The sequence below is a fragment of the Herbaspirillum sp. CAH-3 genome, assembly GCF_009668275.1.
GTDB lineage: Bacteria > Pseudomonadota > Gammaproteobacteria > Burkholderiales > Burkholderiaceae_D > Herbaspirillum > Herbaspirillum aquaticum.
In genome coordinates, this window is sequence record NZ_VSWE01000013.1 from 111374 (window position 1) to 128304 (window position 16931).

The window sequence follows — 16931 nt, forward strand, 5'->3', positions numbered from 1 at the left end:
TGGGGAGCAGGAAGAGAAAAGGGGGGGGGGGAGATCAATCTTCCCCCCTTTCATCTTTACTCTACCGTCACCGACTTGGCCAAATTCCGCGGCTTATCCACATCCGTCCCCCGCGCCAGTGCCGTGTGATACGACAGCAACTGCAACGGCACCACGTGCAGGATCGGCGACAGCACGCCATAGTGTTCCGGCATGCGGATCACATGCAATCCTTCCGCCGAATTGATGCGCGAATCACCATCTGCAAACACATACAGCTGACCACCACGCGCACGCACTTCCTGCATGTTGGACTTCAGTTTTTCCACCAGCGCATCATTAGGTGCAATCGTGACCACCGGCATCTGGTCCGTCACCAGCGCCAGCGGACCGTGCTTCAGTTCACCTGCGGCATAAGCCTCAGCGTGGATGTAGGTGATCTCCTTGAGCTTGAGCGCACCTTCCAGTGCGATCGGGTAATGCAGCCCACGGCCCAGGAAGAGCGCATTCTCGCGACGCGCAAAGGCCTCGGCCCAGGCAACGATGGAGGGCTCCAGCGCCAGTACGCTCTGCAGCGCAGCCGGCAGGTGGCGCATCGCCTTGAGGTGTTCGGCTTCCTGTTCTTCGGTGAGCAGGCCGCGCGTCTGCGCCAGCGCCAGCGTCAGCAGGAACAGCGCCGCCAGTTGCGTCGTGAAGGCCTTGGTCGAAGCTACACCGACTTCCACACCGGCGCGCGTGATATAGGCCAGTTCGCATTCGCGCACCATCGCACTGGTGGCGACGTTGCAGATGGTTAGCGTGTGCGTCATGCCCAATCCACGCGCATGCTTCAACGCAGCAAGCGTGTCAGCCGTTTCACCGCTCTGCGAAATGGTGACCACCAGCGACTTCGGATTGGGCACGCTGTCGCGATAACGATATTCGCTGGCGATCTCCACGTTGACCGGGATCTTGGCAATCGACTCCAGCCAGTACTTCGCGGTCAGGCCGGCGTAATAGCTGGTGCCGCAGGCCAGGATCAGGATCGAATCCACTTCCTTGAAGACCTTGTAGGCCTTGTCGCCAAACAGCTCGGGCATGATGCCGACCACACCTTCGAGCGTGTCGGCAATGGCGCGCGGCTGTTCGAAAATCTCCTTCTGCATGTAATGCTGGTACGGACCCAGTTCCACCGCGCTGGTGTAAGCCTGCACAGTGCGCACTTCGCGCTCTGCCGGGCGGCCGGCCGCGTCGACGATCCACACTTTCTGCAATTGCAGGTCGACCACGTCACCTTCTTCCAGATAAATGATCTGGTCGGTGGTGCCGGCCAGCGCCATCGCATCAGAGGCCACGAAGTTCTGTCCCTCGCCCACGCCCACGATCAGCGGCGAACCCTGGCGCGCAGCGACCACGCGATGCGGTTCGTCGGCGCAGAAGACGGCAATGGCGTAGGCGCCGGTCAGGCGGCGCACGGCCTGCTGCACGGTGTGGAAGAGATCACCGTCGTACATGTGGTCGACCAGGTGGGCGATCACTTCGGTATCGGTCTGGCTCTCGAAGACATAACCGGCGGCCTGCAACTCGGCGCGCAGTTCGTCGTGGTTCTCGATGATGCCGTTGTGGACCAGCGCGATGCGCTCGCGCGAGAAGTGCGGGTGCGCATTGTGGGTGGCCGGGGCGCCATGGGTGGCCCAGCGCGTGTGTGCAATGCCGGTGAAACCGGACAAGCCGGTCTGCGCCACCTGCTGCTGCAGTTCGGCCACGCGCGAGGTGCTGCGCGAACGCTGCAGCTTGCCGTCCACGTGCAGCGCCACGCCGCAGGAATCATAGCCACGGTATTCGAGGCGCTTCAGGCCTTCGAGCAGGATGGGAGTGACGTTTTGTTGCGCTACCGCGCCGACGATGCCGCACATGAAGTACCTCGCTGGAAAAGTTGTGCATGCATATTAGGCGAGGCGATATGAAATAAGATTTCTAAAATGATGGTGATATGAACTAATATTGCCTTGTTGGGATGTGGTGAAATATTATTTAATTCAATGATAGATTATGAATTTATATGTCAATGAATCTCAGCCACACTCACACAATGTCAGGCAATTCCACGCGTTTCCCTTCGCTCCCATGAAACCTTCCCTCGACCTGGACGACCTCGACCGCCGCATCCTGCAGGCCCTGCAAGCCGATGCCAGCCAGACCAACCAGGAGCTGGCCGCGCAGGTGCATGCCTCGCCGCCGACCTGTCTGCGCCGCGTCAAGCGGCTGGTGGAGGCGGGCGTGATCGCGCGCCAGGTGGCCTTGCTGGATCCGGCACAGCTCGCTTCCACCCTCACTGCCGTGGTGGAGATCACCCTGGACCGCCAGGGTGAAGAAGAACAGCAGGCCTTCGAGGCCCTGGTGGCGGGGGAGGCGGCGGTGCAGCAGTGCTATCGGGTCTCGCCGGGGCCGGACTTCGTGCTGGTGGTGCTGGTGCGCGACATGCCGGCCTATCACGCCCTGGCGCACCGGCTCTTCGCCTCCCAGCGCAATGTGCGCAACGTGCGCAGCTATTTCTCCATCCACCGCAGCAAGTTCGAGACGGCCATCCCGCTGGGCGCGGCTGCCGAGACCCCATGAAAAACGGCCGAAACCTTCAGGTTTCGGCCGTATTGGCTTGTGGATAAGTCAGGAAGTCGTGTTTCAAGGGGCTTTTTCCTTCATATCGCCCTGGAACCACGCCCTCCGGGTTGATTTATCCACAGGGCCCGCCCTCCACAGCGCTCACTTCTTGATCTTGACCGGCCGCTGCCATCCCGCCAGCGACAGCTGCTTGGCGCGCGACAAGGTCAGCTGGTCGGCCGGGGCATCCTTGGTCAGGGTGGTGCCGGCACCGATGGTGGCACCCTTGCCCACGCGCACCGGGGCGACCAGCTGGGTGTCGCTGCCGATGAAGGCGCCATCCTCGATGGTGGTGCGGAATTTGTTGGCGCCGTCGTAGTTGCAGGTGATCACGCCGGCGCCGACATTGACGCCACTGCCCACATCCGCATCGCCCACGTAGGCCAGGTGATTGGCCTTGCTGCCCACGCCCACGATGCTGTTCTTGACCTCGACGAAGTTGCCGATGTGCACCTCCCGCGCCAGTTCGGTACCCGGGCGCAGGCGCGCATAAGGCCCGATCTGGGCGCAGTCGCCGACCACCGCATCCTCGATGTGGGTGAAGGGCTTGATGGCCACGCCCGCACCGATGCGCGCATTGCGGATCACGCAATGGGCGCCGATGCTGCTACCTTCGCCAATGCTGACCTGGCCTTCGAAGACGCAATTGACGTCGATGCTCACATCGCGTCCGCATTCCAACTTGCCGCGCACGTCGATGCGCGCCGGGTCGGCCAGGGTCACGCCGGTTTCCAGCAGGCGATGGGCGATGTTGCGCTGATGCACGCGTTCCAGCTCGGCCAGCTGCACCTTGCTGTTCACGCCCAGGGTTTCGGCCACGTCATCGGGCTGGGCCGAGACCACGTCCACGCCATCGGCCACGGCGGCCGCGATCACGTCGGTGAGGTAGTACTCGCCCTGGGCATTGTTGTTGGAGAGCTGCGAGAGCCACTGGCGCAGCCGCGCCGTGGGCGCGACGATGATGCCGGTGTTGACTTCGTGGATGGCGCGCTCGGCCTCGCTGGCATCCTTCTGCTCGACGATGCGCTTGATCTTGCCGTCCTCGCGCACGATGCGGCCGTAACCGGTGGGGTCTTCGAGCGTCACGGTCAGCACACCGAGCTTGTCCTGGCCAGCCGCGTCCAGCAGGCGTTGCAGCGAGGCGGCGGTGGTCAGCGGCACATCGCCATACAGCACCAGCGTGGGCGCGCCATCATCGAGATGCGGCACGGCCTGCATGACGGCGTGGCCGGTGCCCAGTTGCGGTTCCTGCAGGGCAAAGGAGAGCTCCTGGTTGGCGAAGGCCTTGGGCACGGCATCGCCGCCATGGCCGTAGATCACGCACAGTTGCGTGGGCGCCAGCTGGCGCGCGGTATCGATGACATGGCCCAGCAGCGGCTTGCCGGCGAGCGGGTGCAGGACCTTGGGCAGCGAGGATTGCATGCGTTTGCCCATGCCGGCGGCGAGGATGACGATGTTCATGAGTGGCGACAGGAAGGGAGCGAAGAAAAGCCGAAAGTCTAGCACGCAGCCTCTGCGCGCCAGCAAGCCCGGCGCAGCAAAAGAGCAAGCTGAGGGGCGTTTGGCGTTGTACTCCGGTTTTTATGCGCCCGGTCGCCGCTTACCATGTCAGCCTGCGCAGTCTCGCCTGCGTTCGGGGCCGCTGCCTGCACCGCCTGCATACGGCCGCAATGAACGATCAATGACAACCGGTCCGGCCCACGCCGACCCTTCCTGGAAAGTGCATGAAGATTCTTCTGTTGAACGATGAGTTCTACACCACCGGCGCCAGCACCGCGATGCTGCGCCTGGCCGAGCGCCTGGTGCAGAACCACGAGGTGTCGGTCCTGCCGCGTATCGACGGCCAGGGTGAAGTACGCAAGCAGTTCGAAGCCCTGGGCGTGCCCATCGTCAAGGACCTGGCGGCCAATCCGGACGTGATCGTCTCCAACTGCATCCTCTCGGGCCAGCTGGTGGGTGAGCTGGCACCGCGCTGTCCGGTGATCTGGTGGATCCACGAGGCCGAGATCGGGCGCGACCTCCTGCTGCGCTATCCCAACATGGCACAGGGTTTCAAGAGCGCCTCGCACATCGTCTTCCAGACCGAATTCCAGCGCCTGGTCTACGGCAGCTTCCTGTTCGACAGTCCGGCCATGGTGCATGTGCTGCCGTTCTGGAACGATGCCATCTATCGCCAGCAAGACCTGCAGCCCAAGCCCAAGGAAAAGAAGCGCATCGTCTGCATCGGCACCATCGAGCCACGCAAGCGCATGGAAGACACCATCATGGCCGTCAACGCCATGAGCGGCGAGGAGCGCGCCAATACCGAGGTCATCTTCATCGGCAAGTACCTGCAACTGGGCGAAGGCGCCCGCAAGCTCTCCGAGGCGCTGCCCGAGCGCTACCGCTTCCTGGGCGAGCAGCCCAATGAAGAGACGCTGCGCTACCTGGCGTCGGCCGATGCCTACGTGCTGGCCAGTTCCAGCGAATCCCAGCCGCTGACCATCTGGGAAGCCTTCGAACTGGATGTGCCGGTCTGCCTGTCGGACCTGGACACCTATCGCCACATCGGTTTCAAGCATGGCGTCCATGCACTCATGCATCCGGTCGGCAATATCGACCTGCTGGCCTCGAACCTGCAGATGGCGCTGCACAACCCGGATGTGCGCCGCCGCGTCACGCGTTCCGGCAAGAGCCTGCTGCTGAAAAATCTCACCCGCGAATGGTCGGAAGAATTCGAACGCCTGATCCTGCGCACGCAGACCATGGCCGAGATCAAAAAGATGGGATATTGAACAAAGTCGGCGCCGGAGTTGATCCGGCGCCGTACAGCCCGGGACGGACTTAGTTCAGGTTTTGGTAGAAGGCGATCTGGTTCTCGCACAAGGTGCGCAGATCTTCGTTGTTGAGGTAGCCGGCGTACCACTGCGCGGTCAGCTCCAGCGCAGTGTAGAGCTCCATCTTCGGGATCCAGTCCAGGCGCTGGCGCACCTTGGAAATATCCAGGCGCAGCAGGGCCGCTTCATGCGGGGCGTCAGGCGGGGTTTCCAGCCGCACTTCGACCTGCCCGGCGTCATTCTTCTGCAGGGAATGATTGAAGGTGGCGCACAGCTGGCTCACGGTCTGCAGGTCGGTATCGGCCGGACCGAAATTCCATCCTTCCGCATAGGCACCGCCCTGTTCATAGAGCAGGCGCGCGATTTCCATATAGCCCGACAGCGGCTCCAGCACGAACTGCCACGGGCGCACCGCATGCGGATTGCGGATGAAGACGGGCTCATCCTTTTCCAGGGCGCGGATGAAATCGGGGATCAGGCGATCGGGCGCGAAGTCGCCGCCGCCGATGACGTTGCCGGCGCGCACGCTGGCAATGCCCACGGTGTTGTCGGGTTTGCTGGCAAAGAAGGAGCGGCGGTACGCCGAGGTCACCAGTTCGGCGGCCCCCTTGCTGCTGCTGTAGGGATCGTGGCCGCCCATGGGGTCATCCTCGCGGTAGCCCCACAGCCATTCGCGGTTCTCGTAGCACTTGTCGCTGGTCACCACCACCACCGAACGCACGCTGGGCGTATGGCGCACGGCTTCGAGCAGGTGCACGGTGCCCATCACGTTGGTGGCATAGGTATCGACAGGGGTGGCGTAGGAGTCGCGCACCAGCGGCTGGGCCGCCAGGTGAAACACCACGTCGGGCTGGACGGCCGCCAGCGTCTCGGCCAGGTGGCGCGGATCGCGCACATCGCCGGTGGTGGTCTGCACGCAGTTGTGCAGGCGCGCCAGGTGGAACAGGCTGGGATTGGTCGGCGCCGGCAGGGCATAGCCGCTCACGCGCGCCCCCATCAGGTGCAGCCAGAGCGTCAGCCAGCTCCCCTTGAAGCCGGTATGACCGGTGATGAAAACGCGCTTGTCGCGCCAAAAGTTAGCCATCAGGCAGCCTCATACACGTATGGCAGAGAGTCGTTCGGGTGCAGAGGCGTGATGGCGGCAAGCCAATCAGTCACGCGGATGGCGAAACCACGCAGCCCGGCCATCGTGCTGGCCAGGACCACGTTTCCCTGCGAAACCACGACTGCATGGTTGTGTTTTTTCTTCCCTGGCAATGCAGCCTTGCGGCAATACATTGCGATGGGACAGATTAGAACATGCGTGTTTTCTGCTTCAAGCGTGGAAGAGGAGGGTTTTTGATGCTCATTCCCCGACTATAGCCGGATGACAACAAAAATTTACTTTTGCATCATCTAGCAGGAACCGGGCATGGGCGGGAAAGCCGCGCCACAGGGGCGTTTCCTGCTGATGAGGTGGAACGCAGTGTCTCGTTGGACTAAGTTTTTGCGAAACGGCATGAGCCGTCCCGTATCGTGTGTTGTCAGACGAGGTTGATCACCGACTGGCCCTGGTCCAGTTTGTCGTCGCGGTCGAAGAGGGTATCGCCCTGGGCCTCCTTGCCCGCCCCGGCGGTGAAACGGGTGAAATCGAACAGGCTGCGGTCCAGCATGTGCGAGGGCGTGATGTTGGCCATGGCGGTGAACATGCTCTTGATCCACAGGGGATTGGTCTTCTCCCACTGGTTGAGCATCTCGCGCATGGCCTGGCGCTGCAGGTTGGGCTGCGAGCCGCACAGGTTGCAGGGGATGATGGGGAATTCCATGGCCGCCGCATATTTCTTGATGTCCGGCTCGCGCACGTAGGCCAGCGGACGGATTACCACGTTCTCGCCATCGTCGGCGATCAGCTTGGGCGGCATGGTCTTGATCTTGCCGCCGTAGAACATGTTGAGCATGAAGGTGTGCAGGATGTCATCGCGGTGGTGGCCCAGCGCGATCTTGGTCGCACCCAGCTCCTTGGCCACGCGATACAGGATGCCGCGGCGCAGGCGCGAGCACAGCGAGCAGGTGGTTTTGCCCGGGGCGATCTTTTCCTTGACGATGCTGTAGGTGTCTTCCTCGACGATGCGATAAGGCACGCCGATGCGCTCGAAGTATTGCGGCAGGATGTGTTCGGGGAAGCCCGGCTGCTTCTGGTCCAGGTTCACGGCAATGATCTCGAACTTCACCGGTGCCACCGTCTGCAGGTAGCGCAGCGTGTCCAGCATGGTGTAGCTGTCGGCACCGCCCGACATGCATGCCATGATGACGTCGCCGTCGCGGATCATGTCGAAGTCGGCGATGGCGCGGCCGGTCAGGCGGCGGATGTTCTTTTCCAGCAGCTCGAAGCGGCGCGAACCGCGCGCGGTCACTTCGGGCTGGCCACGTTCTTCCTGCTCCTGGGCGGAGGAAGCATCGAGGTCGGCAAGGTCGGACAGTTGCACTGCAGCGGCAATGTCGTTCATGGGATATTCCTTCAATCGGTAGGCTGTTGCTGCCGGACGAGCAATGTTGCCGCTCATCCATGTCCGGAAGGGATAGGGGCGGAAGGCTGCGTGCGGGCGGAGGACCGGCATTTTCTCATGCAGCGCCGGATCCTGCCATTTCTGCGTGGCTTGCTGCGGGGCAAGCGTCGCATGGATGCCTCATTACCGCCTCCGGCACTGGATTTTTGTGCCTGATCCCCGGTCGCAGCCGATGTGACAGGCAGGCGCAACAATCCGTTTTGCATCTCCTGTCCCGGACCTTGCCCGGGCGATTTCGCCTCCTGAACTGCAAAAAAACGGCATGTGCAGATGCGGAACGGGAATTTTTCCGCTCGCCGCGCTACCATGGCGGTCTTGCCGGACAAGCTGGACTGTGCCGGCATCGGCGTTTTCCCACATTGACGAGGTCCTCATGTTTTCGCATCTCCCGCCGTATGCCGGCGATCCCATCCTGAGCCTGATGGAACAATTCCAGCGCGATGAGCGCAGCAACAAGGTCAACCTGAGCATCGGCATCTACACCGATGGCCGTGGCGTGGTGCCGGTCCTGCCCTCCGTGCGAACCGCTTCGGCTGCGGTGGCCGAGACCGGCGCGCCCTACGTCTACCTGCCCATGGAAGGCCATGCCGCTTATCGCCAGGCCGTGGCCAAGCTGCTCTTCGGTGCCGACCTGCCATCCCCCGAGCACCTGGCCATCGTCCAGACCCTGGGCGGCTCGGGCGCATTGAAGGTCGGTGCCGACCTGATCGCGCGCTTCTTCCCGCAGCCCACCATCTGGCTGCCGGACCCGACCTGGGACAACCACGTCGGCATCTTCGAAGGCGCCGGCTTCAAGACCGAGCGTTATCCCTACTACGATGCCCAGACCAAGGGCCTCAACTTCGAGGGCATGCTGGACAAGCTGCAAAGCCTGCCCAAGGGCGCCGTGGTGCTGCTGCACCCGTGCTGCCACAACCCGACCGGCGTCGATCCGACCCGCGCGCAGTGGGAGCAGATCATCGCCGTGGTCGAGCAGCGCGGCCTGCTGCCCTTCTTCGACCTGGCCTACCAGGGCTTTGCCGAGAGCCTGGACGACGACATCTGGCCGGTGCGCGAAGCGGTGCGTCGCCAGATTCCCTTCTTCCTGTCGAACTCCTTCTCCAAGATCTTCTCGCTCTACAGCGAGCGCATCGGTGCCCTGTCAGTGTTCTGCCCGCAGGCAGGCCAGGCCGCCAGCGTGCTGGGCCAGCTGAAGCTGACCGTGCGCCGCAACTACTCCAGCCCCGCACGCAATGGCGCGCTGCTGGTGGCGCATGTGCTGAACGACGACAAGCTGGCCACGCAATGGCGTGCCGAAGTCGAAGAGATGCGGGTGCGCGTGCGTGACATGCGCGTCAAGCTGGCCTCGCAATTGAAGAGCGCGGTGCCGGACCAGGACTTCTCCTTCCTGCTGCGCCAGAACGGCATGTTCGGCTACACCGGCCTGACCTCGGCCCAGGTCGATCGCCTGCGTGACGAGTTCGGCGTCTATGCCGTGGGCACCGGCCGCATCTGCGTGGCGGGCTTGAACGACAGCAACGTTGCACGCGTGGCCGAGACCATGGCCGAGGTGCTGCGTGGCTGAAGTGGCAAGCAAGGCCGCCGTTTCTGCGGCCGACCTGCGCCACAAGAGCTATGAAGACGTGCTGGCCCTGGTGGCCGGTACGCTCTTCGTCTCGCTGGCGGTGAACATGTACAGCCAGGTAGGCCTGTTGACCGGCAGCACTGCCGGCCTGGCCTTCCTGACGCATTACCTGACGGGGCTGCCCTTTGGCGTGGTGTTCTTCACCATCAACATCCCGTTCTACTATTTCGCGTTTCGCCGCATGGGCTTGCGCTTCACCGGCAAGACCTTCTGTGCGGTGGCGCTGGTGTCGGGCTTCTCGCTGATGCATCCGCATTTCATCGGTTATGCCAAGCTGGACCTGTTCTACAGCGCGGTGCTGGGTGGACTGCTGATGGGCGTGGGTTTCGTGATGCTGTTCCGCCATGGGGCCAGCCTGGGTGGCATCAACGTGGTGACGCTGTTCCTGCAGGACCGCTACGGCCTGCGCGCCGGCAAGCTGCAGATGGGCGTGGATGTGGTGATCGTGCTGTGTTCGCTGTTCGTGGTGACGCCGCGCGTGCTGCTGGCGTCCATCCTCGGGGCGGTGACGGCCAATCTGGTGATCGCCTTGAATCACCGGGCGGGCAGGTATATGGGAATGTAAGGAGGGAAGGCGGGATCGCCTTGCCGGAATGAATGCCGTTCAGTGCAGACTGGGCGGCATTTTTTTTTAGTTCTGGCTTAGTTCACACTTGCAACAATCCCGGATCAGGCTCCAGATCATTACTCGAGAGACCGCGTGCTTCCATCACGTGCAGCAGGAAGTCGATTGGATCGGGATCATCGATGGCAAAGTGCGCACGTTCGTAATCGGCGATCAGCAGGGTGAGCACATCGAGCTGGTCGGCTTGCTCCGACCCGGCGGGCGCGTCCCAGAGGCGTTCCGCTTCAGCCAGCGCGGCGCGGTAATCCTTGCGGGTGCGTATCAGTTTGAGTTGCATGCCGTGCTCCTTCCAAGTTCTTCCACATTGATCTTGCGTTGCGTTTTACGCGCAAGCACCCGAGCTGGCAATCGTCGCTTTGGGAACAAATGAAGGTCGAAAAGACAAAACCCCGCATCAAGCGGGGTCAGCAGGACAAAGCAATCTGGCCGATGTGGATCAAGCCTTGATCCGGAAAGTCTCCACCCCCACCGAATCACAATCCGGATACACATCCGGCTTCTCGGTCGACACCCGCACCGCGCGCACCTTGGGGTGGGCCAGCATGGCGGTCATGACGTCGTCGCACAGGGTTTCCTGCAGGTGGATGTGGCCGCGCGCCATGCGCTCGGCGATGGTGGAGCGGATGAAATCGTAGTCCACCACTTCGTCCAGGTGGTCGGCGGTCGGGGTGGTCTCGGCCAGCGGGACGTAGAGGTCGACATTGATCAGGATGCGCTGCTCACCCTTCTTTTCGAACTCGTGCACGCCGATGTTGATGAACACCTCGTAGTTGCGCAGGAACAGGCGGCGGCAATCTTGCAGGGAAGGATGGGAGAGAAAGAGCATGATCAGAAAAAATTAAGGTTATTTCGCCACGAACATGACGTCGCGCGAAAGGGGAAGCAAATGCTGGCCGCCATCGACCAGCAGGGTGGTGCCCGTCACGGCCCGCGCCGAAGCGACGTAGCAGACCGCAGCGGCAATGTCCTCGGGCGTGCTGCCACGGCCCAGGGGAGTGACCGTGTGCGCCTTGTCGAACTGCGCCTCGGTCTGGTCGCCCGAGACCATGGTCAGTCCGGGGGCCACGCCGACCACCCGCACCTTGGGCGCCAGTGCCTGTGCCAGCAGCGTGGTTGCGCTGTGCAGGGCGGCCTTGGAAAGGGTGTAGGACAGGAAGTCAGGATTGGGATTGTACAGTTTCTGGTCCAGCAGGTTGATCACCACGGCCTGCTGCCCCTCCGGCGTAGCCTCGAACAAGGCCTGTGCCAGCAGCACGGGAGCGCCGACGTTGGCGCTCATGTGGCGCAGCAGGCGGTCGTTGCCGAAGCTGGCAGCGTCATCGTAATCGAACAGCGAGGCGTTGTTGACCACGCAGGTGACGCGGCCCAGCGGCGCGGCCTGGGGCAGCAGTGAACGTACCTGGGCTTCGTCGCCCAGTTCGCCCTGCACCGCCAGGGCGCGGCGGCCCAGGGCTTCAATTTCGCGCACCAGTGTGTCAGCTTCTTCGCGCGAACGGTTGTAGTGGACGGCCACGTCCCAGCCGGCGCGGGCCAGGGCCAGCGCGATGTGACGGCCGATGCGGCGTGCGGCGCCGGTGACCAGCGCAATACCTGCAGAAGAGGGTGATGTCATGTTCCCGGTTTCCATTCGTCGATACAATACGGCCCATGCAACTGCAACTACCCGAACCCGGCGCTGACGCACAGTCCGCCTCGCATTCCCTCCAGCACCTGATCGCCGGCGAGATCGCCGCATCCGGCGGCTGGATCTCCTTCGAACGTTACATGGAACTGGCCCTGTATGCGCCGCAGGTCGGCTATTACAGCGGGGGTTCTGCCAAACTGGGCAAGGAGGGCGATTTTACAACCGCCCCGGAAATCTCGCCGCTGTACGGCGCGACCCTGGCCCACCTGGCCGCCGAAGTGATCGCGGCCAGCCCGCAGGTGGCCAATGTGCTGCTGGAGTTCGGTGCCGGCACCGGCAAGCTGGCGTGCGACATCCTCACCGAATTGCAGTCGCGCGGGGCACTGCCCGAGAAATATTTCATCGTGGAAATTTCGGCCCAGTTGCGCGCCCGCCAGCAGGAAACCCTGGCCGCTTTCGCGCCCCGGGTGGAGTGGCTCGATGCCCTGCCGCAAACATTTTCGGGCGTGGTGGTCGGCAACGAAGTGCTCGATGCCATGCCGGTGCGCCTGGCGATCAAGGCCGAAGAGGGCTGGCAGGAACGTGGCGTCACGGTCGATGCCACCGGCCGCCTGCAGTTTGCGGACCGTACCGTGAATGACCTGCCTTTGGCGCAGATTCCCGAGGCCGATGACTTGCCCACCGGCTACCTGACCGAATTGTCGCCGGTGGCCATCGGCTTCATGCACACGCTCGGCCGCATGCTGGCCAGCGGCCCGGGGGCGCTGGCGATCCTTCCGGATTACGGATTCCCCGCCGCGGAATACTACCTGCCCGACCGCGACCAGGGCACGCTGATGTGCCATTACCGCCATCACGCCCACACCGACCCCTTCTACTGGCCGGGTTTGCAGGACATCACCGCGCACGTGGATTTCACGGCGATGGCGGTGGCGGCGGTGGAAGAGGGCGCGGAGGTGCTGGCCTATACCAGCCAGGGCGCCTTCCTGCTCAATGCCGGTATCGGCGAGCTGCTGCTGCGTACCTCCCCCGAGGACAGCCTGCGCTACCTGCCGCTGGCCAACGGCATGCAGAAACTGATTTCCCCGGCCGAGATGGGCGAGCTCTTCAAGGTGCTGGCCATTGGCAAGAATGTCGAATGGCCAGCCCGCATGCTGCGCCACGACCGTACCCATCGCCTGTGAGGAGCCCCGCATGATTCGCTGGATCGTCGTCATCTTCCTCTCGGTCATCGTGTTCTCGACCTTGCTGCCCTGGCTGGAAAAGCTGGGCATCGGCCGCTTGCCGGGAGACTTGCGCTTCCGCTTGTTCGGCCGCATCTTTTCGCTGCCCTTCGCCTCCACCATCCTGATTTCAGTGGTGGTGTTCCTGCTGGCGAAGATCCTCTGAGTCCGATCAGGAGTAGTCAACATGCGCGTATTGCTGGTGGAAGACGATCCCATGGTGGGAGAAGCCGTGCGCAAGGGTTTGCGCCAGGACGGCTTCGCCATCGACTGGGTGCAGGACGGCAAGTCGGCCGACGTGGCCCTGCGCACCGAGGACTACGCCATGCTGCTGCTGGACCTGGGTCTGCCGCAGAAGGATGGCCTGGCCGTGCTGCGCACGCTGCGTGAACGCGGCAGCGCCATTCCCGTTCTCATCACCACTGCACGCGATGCGGTGGCCGACCGCGTGGCCGGGCTGGACGCCGGCGCCGACGATTACCTCATCAAGCCCTTCGATCTGGAGGAGCTGTCGGCCCGCATGCGCGCACTCTCGCGCCGCCAGGCCGGACGCGCCGAGAGCCTGGTGCAGGTGCGCGAAGTGGTCTTGAATCCGGCCACGCATGAAGTGACCGTGGGCGGCAAACCGGTCAACCTGTCGGCGCGCGAATTCGCGCTGCTGCACGCCTTCATGGATCGCCCGGGCGTGGTGCTCTCGCGCGCCCAGCTGGAAGAAAAACTCTATGGCTGGGATGACAGCATCGAGAGCAACGCCGTCGAAGTCCACATCCACGCGCTGCGCAAGAAGGTCGGCAGCGACTTCATCAAGAACGTGCGCGGCGTGGGCTACCTGGTGCCGGCATGAAATCGATCCGCAACAAGCTGCTGCTGTGGCTGGGACTGGGGCTGTTCTCCATCATCCTGCTGGCCGGCGTGGCGCTGTATTTCCAGGCGCGCGGCGAGGCCAACCAGATCTTCGATTACCAGATGCGCCAGATCGCGGCCTCGCTGCCGCGCCAGGCCTTCTCGCCCATCTCGCCGGGGCAGCAGTTCCCTGAGCTGGAGGACGAGATCATGATGCAGATCTGGGACAGCCGTGGGTCGGTCATCTATCACTCCCATGCCCGCGGGGCCATGCCGCGCCAGGCCGAACTGGGCTTTGCCAACGTGCGCGGGCCCAATGGCATGTGGCGCGTCTACAGCGCCCAGATCGGCAGTACCGTGGTGCAGGTGGCGCAGCCGCAGAGCGCGCGCGACGAGATCGCGGCGCAGATGGCGGTCAAGACGGTGGTGCCCTTGCTGCTGCTCTTCCCGCTGATCGGTGTGCTGTCGTGGGTGGCGGTCAGCCGTGGGCTGGCACCGGTGCGCAAGGCCGCCGCCGAAGTGGCCGCGCGTGACATGAATTCGCTGCAGCCCCTGGCCGATGTGGGCATGCCGCAGGAAATCCAGCCGCTCACGCATGCCCTGAACGACCTGCTGGCACGGCTCAAACAGGCCACGGAAACGCAGCGCGCCTTCGTCGCCGATGCAGCGCATGAATTGCGTACGCCGCTGACGGCCTTGCGGCTGCAGGCACAGCTGGCCGAGCGCGCTACCGATGAGCAGGAGCGGCGCGCCGCCTTCGCCGATCTCAAGAGCGGGCTGGAGCGTGCTACCCATCTGGTGCACCAGCTGCTCACGCTGGCGCGCCAGGAGCCCGATGCCATGGGCTTCGCGGAGGTCGACTTGCGTGCGCTGCTGGGCAGTGTCGTGGGTGACCTGTCCTCGGTGGCGGAGCATGGCGGCATCGATCTCGGGTTGGCGGACCAGGGCGATGACGGCCGGCCCCTGCGCGTGCAGGGTAATGCCGACGCCTTGCGCATCCTCTTCAACAACCTGGTGGATAACGCCCTGCGCTATACCCCGGCGGGCGGCGTGGTCGATGTCGGTTTCGAATTCCCCGCTGCGGGCAGGTGCGCGGTGGTGATCCAGGACAGTGGCCCCGGCATCGCCGAGAGCGAGTTGCCGCGCGTCTTTGATCGCTTCTACCGGGCCCAGCGGCCGCAGGAACAGGGCAGTTCGCGCGGTGCCTTCGGCAGCGGCCTGGGGCTGGCCATCGTGCGCCAGATCGCCGACCTGCACCGGGTGCCGGTGGAGTTGCGCAATACCGGGCGCGGCTTGCAGGCGCGCGTGGTCTTCACCCTGTTGCCGGCCTGAAACGGCCGCCGGACGGCGCTTTCGGAGCATTAAGCGCGGGTTAATGCTCAATTTTCCAGCCTTAAGTTTGTCTTAATTTTCACTGCTTAATCTTCACTCCAACGGTTGAGGCCAAACAGCCCCGACCCTCGATATCCCGTTCGATCAAGGAGAAGAAGATGAGCCGTCGCATCGTTTTTGTTCGTAACACGTTGGCTGTCATGATTGCCGCGGTGGTCGGCGGCAGCTACGTCTATTTTCGCGGTGCCGACCTGCCGTCGGCGCACGCGGCCGCGCTCAACGCCCCGCTGGTGGCCGCCAACGCCGCGCCCGCTGCCCCGGCCGGACCGGTGGTCGCGGCGGCGACCGATTTCTCGGGCATCGTCCAGCGCTATGGCCCGGCCGTGGTCAACATCAGCGTCACCGGCAAGGCCCGCAAGGTCGCCGATGACGATGACAACGGCCTCGATCCCAACGATCCCTTCTCCGAATTCTTCAAGCGCTTCGGCCCGCAACTGCAGATGCCGCAGCAGCCGCGCATCATGCACGGCCTCGGTTCCGGTTTCATCATCTCGCCCGATGGCCTGATCCTGACCAATGCCCACGTGGTCGACGGCGCCCAGGAAGTGGTGGTCAAGCTGACCGACCGCCGCGAGTTCAAGGCCAAGGTGCTGGGCATCGACAAGCAGAGTGACATCGCCGTCATCCGCATCGATGCCAAGAACCTGCCCACGGTGCAGATCGGTGATCCTTCCCGCGTGAAGGTCGGTCAGCCGGTGCTGGCCATCGGCTCGCCCTACGGCTTCGACAACACGGCCACTGCCGGCATCATCAGCGCCAAGTCGCGCAGCCTGCCCGATGACAACTACGTGCCCTTCATCCAGACCGACGTGGCCGTCAATCCGGGCAACTCCGGTGGCCCGCTGTTCGACCTGAACGGCCAGGTGATCGGCATCAACTCGCAGATCTACAGCCAGACCGGCGGCTTCCAGGGGCTGTCCTTCTCCATCCCCATCGATGTGGCGATGAAGGTCGAGCAGCAACTGGTCACGCACGGCAAGGTGACGCGGGGTCGCCTGGGTGTCTCGGTGCAGGACCTGAACCAGGCCTTGTCCGAATCCTTTGGCTTGAAGAAGGCCGAGGGCGCGCTGGTCAGTTCGGTGGAAAAGGGCAGCCCGGCCGACAAGGCCGGCCTGCAGGCGGGTGACGTGATCCTGAGCTTCGATGGCCACGCCATCGATCATTCGGTCGACTTGCCTACGCTGGTGGCCGATACCGCGCCGGGGGCCAGCAAGCCCATCCAGGTCATGCGCGGCGGCAAGGTGCTGACCATGAACGTGACGGTGGGCGAGATGAAGCAGGCCAAGAATGAGGCCAAGCCCGGCAAGTCAGATGACCAGGGCCGACTGGGACTGGCGGTGCGCCCGCTGGACAAGGATGAACAGGCCCAGCTCGGTGGCCAGAAGGGCTTGCTGGTGGAAGACGCCAGCGGTCCGGCCGCAGTGGCCGGCATCCAGAGTGGCGACGTGATCCTGGCGCTCAACGGCACGCCGGTCTCCAGTGTGGCGCAGCTGCGCAAGCTGGCCAGCGAGGCAGGCAAGAACGTGGCGCTGCTGGTGGAACGGGGCGACGAGAAGATCTTCGTGCCGTTGGCGCTGAATTGAGCTGAATGCTTTAAAGGTTTGAATGCTTTAAATGTT

At 63.6% G+C, this 16931-nt stretch carries 16 protein-coding genes; 9 read left to right on the plus strand and 7 right to left on the minus strand.

Going from position 1 to position 16931, the window contains the following annotated elements:
- Positions 1 to 56 precede the first annotated feature (56 nt).
- A complete protein-coding gene (glmS, locus tag FYB76_RS17605) occupies positions 57 to 1874 on the minus strand; it encodes a glutamine--fructose-6-phosphate transaminase (isomerizing) (RefSeq protein ID WP_154134462.1) in 1818 nt (605 codons plus the stop codon).
- A 211-nt stretch (positions 1875 to 2085) separates the two neighbouring features.
- On the opposite strand from glmS, the gene FYB76_RS17610 reads away from it, so the two are divergent.
- Positions 2086 to 2577 (plus strand): Lrp/AsnC family transcriptional regulator, encoded by a 492-nt coding sequence (locus tag FYB76_RS17610; protein WP_154134463.1) that lies wholly within the window; start codon positions 2086 to 2088, stop codon positions 2575 to 2577.
- Between the two features lie 144 nt (positions 2578 to 2721).
- Here FYB76_RS17610 and glmU read toward each other — a convergent pair whose 3' ends face one another.
- Entirely contained in the window at positions 2722 to 4080 is a 1359-nt protein-coding gene (gene glmU / locus FYB76_RS17615) for a bifunctional UDP-N-acetylglucosamine diphosphorylase/glucosamine-1-phosphate N-acetyltransferase GlmU (RefSeq protein WP_154134464.1), read from the minus strand.
- 263 nt (positions 4081 to 4343) lie between these two features.
- On the opposite strand from glmU, the gene FYB76_RS17620 reads away from it, so the two are divergent.
- Positions 4344 to 5393 (plus strand): glycosyltransferase family 4 protein, encoded by a 1050-nt coding sequence (locus tag FYB76_RS17620; protein ID WP_154134465.1) that lies wholly within the window; start codon positions 4344 to 4346, stop codon positions 5391 to 5393.
- Between the two features lie 49 nt (positions 5394 to 5442).
- On the opposite strand, the gene rfbG is transcribed toward FYB76_RS17620, so the two are convergent.
- Both rfbG and ttcA read right to left on the minus strand, forming a co-directional pair.
- Entirely contained in the window at positions 5443 to 6519 is a 1077-nt protein-coding gene (rfbG, locus tag FYB76_RS17625; protein WP_195724663.1) for a CDP-glucose 4,6-dehydratase, read from the minus strand.
- Between the two features lie 439 nt (positions 6520 to 6958).
- Entirely contained in the window at positions 6959 to 7921 is a 963-nt protein-coding gene (ttcA, locus tag FYB76_RS17630; RefSeq protein ID WP_154134467.1) for a tRNA 2-thiocytidine(32) synthetase TtcA, read from the minus strand.
- A gap of 433 nt (positions 7922 to 8354) precedes the next feature.
- Here ttcA and FYB76_RS17635 point away from each other — a divergent pair, with 433 nt between their 5' ends.
- The gene (locus tag FYB76_RS17635) at positions 8355 to 9545 is read left to right on the plus strand and encodes an amino acid aminotransferase (RefSeq protein ID WP_154134468.1); all 1191 of its coding nucleotides are present in this window, start codon (positions 8355 to 8357) and stop codon (positions 9543 to 9545) included.
- A complete protein-coding gene (locus tag FYB76_RS17640) occupies positions 9538 to 10170 on the plus strand; it encodes a YitT family protein (protein ID WP_008333023.1) in 633 nt (210 codons plus the stop codon). The genes FYB76_RS17635 and FYB76_RS17640 overlap by 8 nt, the downstream gene beginning before the upstream one ends.
- An 82-nt stretch (positions 10171 to 10252) precedes the next feature.
- On the opposite strand, the gene FYB76_RS17645 is transcribed toward FYB76_RS17640, so the two are convergent.
- From FYB76_RS17645 to FYB76_RS17655, 3 genes are all read right to left on the minus strand, one after another.
- A complete protein-coding gene (locus FYB76_RS17645) occupies positions 10253 to 10507 on the minus strand; it encodes a type II toxin-antitoxin system HigA family antitoxin (RefSeq protein ID WP_229297011.1) in 255 nt (84 codons plus the stop codon).
- Positions 10508 to 10666: 159 nt separating this feature from the next.
- Positions 10667 to 11056 carry a dihydroneopterin aldolase gene (locus tag FYB76_RS17650; RefSeq protein WP_008333021.1) on the minus strand — a complete coding sequence of 130 codons (390 nt, stop codon included), beginning with the start codon at positions 11054 to 11056 and terminating at the stop codon, positions 10667 to 10669.
- Positions 11057 to 11074: 18 nt separating this feature from the next.
- Complete coding sequence (locus tag FYB76_RS17655; protein ID WP_088755165.1) at positions 11075 to 11842, minus strand: SDR family oxidoreductase; 768 nt, start codon at positions 11840 to 11842, stop codon at positions 11075 to 11077.
- 35 nt (positions 11843 to 11877) lie between these two features.
- Here FYB76_RS17655 and FYB76_RS17660 point away from each other — a divergent pair, with 35 nt between their 5' ends.
- The 5 genes from FYB76_RS17660 (at position 11878) to FYB76_RS17680 (ending at position 16895) form a co-directional block, all read left to right on the plus strand.
- Positions 11878 to 13038 (plus strand): class I SAM-dependent methyltransferase, encoded by a 1161-nt coding sequence (locus FYB76_RS17660; protein ID WP_154134470.1) that lies wholly within the window; start codon positions 11878 to 11880, stop codon positions 13036 to 13038.
- Between the two features lie 10 nt (positions 13039 to 13048).
- Entirely contained in the window at positions 13049 to 13243 is a 195-nt protein-coding gene (locus tag FYB76_RS17665) for a DUF2905 domain-containing protein (RefSeq protein WP_034332265.1), read from the plus strand.
- Positions 13244 to 13264: 21 nt separating this feature from the next.
- Positions 13265 to 13921, plus strand: a complete 657-nt coding sequence (locus FYB76_RS17670; protein ID WP_088755163.1) for a response regulator — start codon at positions 13265 to 13267, stop codon at positions 13919 to 13921.
- A complete protein-coding gene (locus FYB76_RS17675; protein WP_154134471.1) occupies positions 13918 to 15252 on the plus strand; it encodes an ATP-binding protein in 1335 nt (444 codons plus the stop codon). The genes FYB76_RS17670 and FYB76_RS17675 overlap by 4 nt, the downstream gene beginning before the upstream one ends.
- 158 nt (positions 15253 to 15410) lie before the next feature.
- Positions 15411 to 16895: a DegQ family serine endoprotease gene (locus FYB76_RS17680; RefSeq protein ID WP_088755161.1), complete on the plus strand. Its 1485-nt coding sequence runs from the start codon at positions 15411 to 15413 to the stop codon at positions 16893 to 16895.
- The last annotated feature ends 36 nt before the right edge of the window (positions 16896 to 16931 follow it).

Excerpts from the sequence above, each read along its gene's own strand:
- glmS (WP_154134462.1), bottom strand. The coding sequence starts at position 1,874 with ATGTGCGGCATCGTCGGCGCGGTAGCGCAACAAAACGTCACTCCCATC.
- FYB76_RS17610 (WP_154134463.1), top strand. The coding sequence starts at position 2,086 with ATGAAACCTTCCCTCGACCTGGACGACCTCGACCGCCGCATCCTGCAG.
- glmU (WP_154134464.1), bottom strand. The coding sequence starts at position 4,080 with ATGAACATCGTCATCCTCGCCGCCGGCATGGGCAAACGCATGCAATCC.
- FYB76_RS17620 (WP_154134465.1), top strand. The coding sequence starts at position 4,344 with ATGAAGATTCTTCTGTTGAACGATGAGTTCTACACCACCGGCGCCAGC.
- rfbG (WP_195724663.1), bottom strand. The coding sequence starts at position 6,519 with ATGGCTAACTTTTGGCGCGACAAGCGCGTTTTCATCACCGGTCATACC.
- ttcA (WP_154134467.1), bottom strand. The coding sequence starts at position 7,921 with ATGAACGACATTGCCGCTGCAGTGCAACTGTCCGACCTTGCCGACCTC.
- FYB76_RS17635 (WP_154134468.1), top strand. The coding sequence starts at position 8,355 with ATGTTTTCGCATCTCCCGCCGTATGCCGGCGATCCCATCCTGAGCCTG.
- FYB76_RS17645 (WP_229297011.1), bottom strand. The coding sequence starts at position 10,507 with ATGCAACTCAAACTGATACGCACCCGCAAGGATTACCGCGCCGCGCTG.
- FYB76_RS17650 (WP_008333021.1), bottom strand. The coding sequence starts at position 11,056 with ATGCTCTTTCTCTCCCATCCTTCCCTGCAAGATTGCCGCCGCCTGTTC.
- FYB76_RS17655 (WP_088755165.1), bottom strand. The coding sequence starts at position 11,842 with ATGACATCACCCTCTTCTGCAGGTATTGCGCTGGTCACCGGCGCCGCA.
- FYB76_RS17660 (WP_154134470.1), top strand. The coding sequence starts at position 11,878 with ATGCAACTGCAACTACCCGAACCCGGCGCTGACGCACAGTCCGCCTCG.
- FYB76_RS17665 (WP_034332265.1), top strand. The coding sequence starts at position 13,049 with ATGATTCGCTGGATCGTCGTCATCTTCCTCTCGGTCATCGTGTTCTCG.
- FYB76_RS17670 (WP_088755163.1), top strand. The coding sequence starts at position 13,265 with ATGCGCGTATTGCTGGTGGAAGACGATCCCATGGTGGGAGAAGCCGTG.
- FYB76_RS17675 (WP_154134471.1), top strand. The coding sequence starts at position 13,918 with ATGAAATCGATCCGCAACAAGCTGCTGCTGTGGCTGGGACTGGGGCTG.
- FYB76_RS17680 (WP_088755161.1), top strand. The coding sequence starts at position 15,411 with ATGAGCCGTCGCATCGTTTTTGTTCGTAACACGTTGGCTGTCATGATT.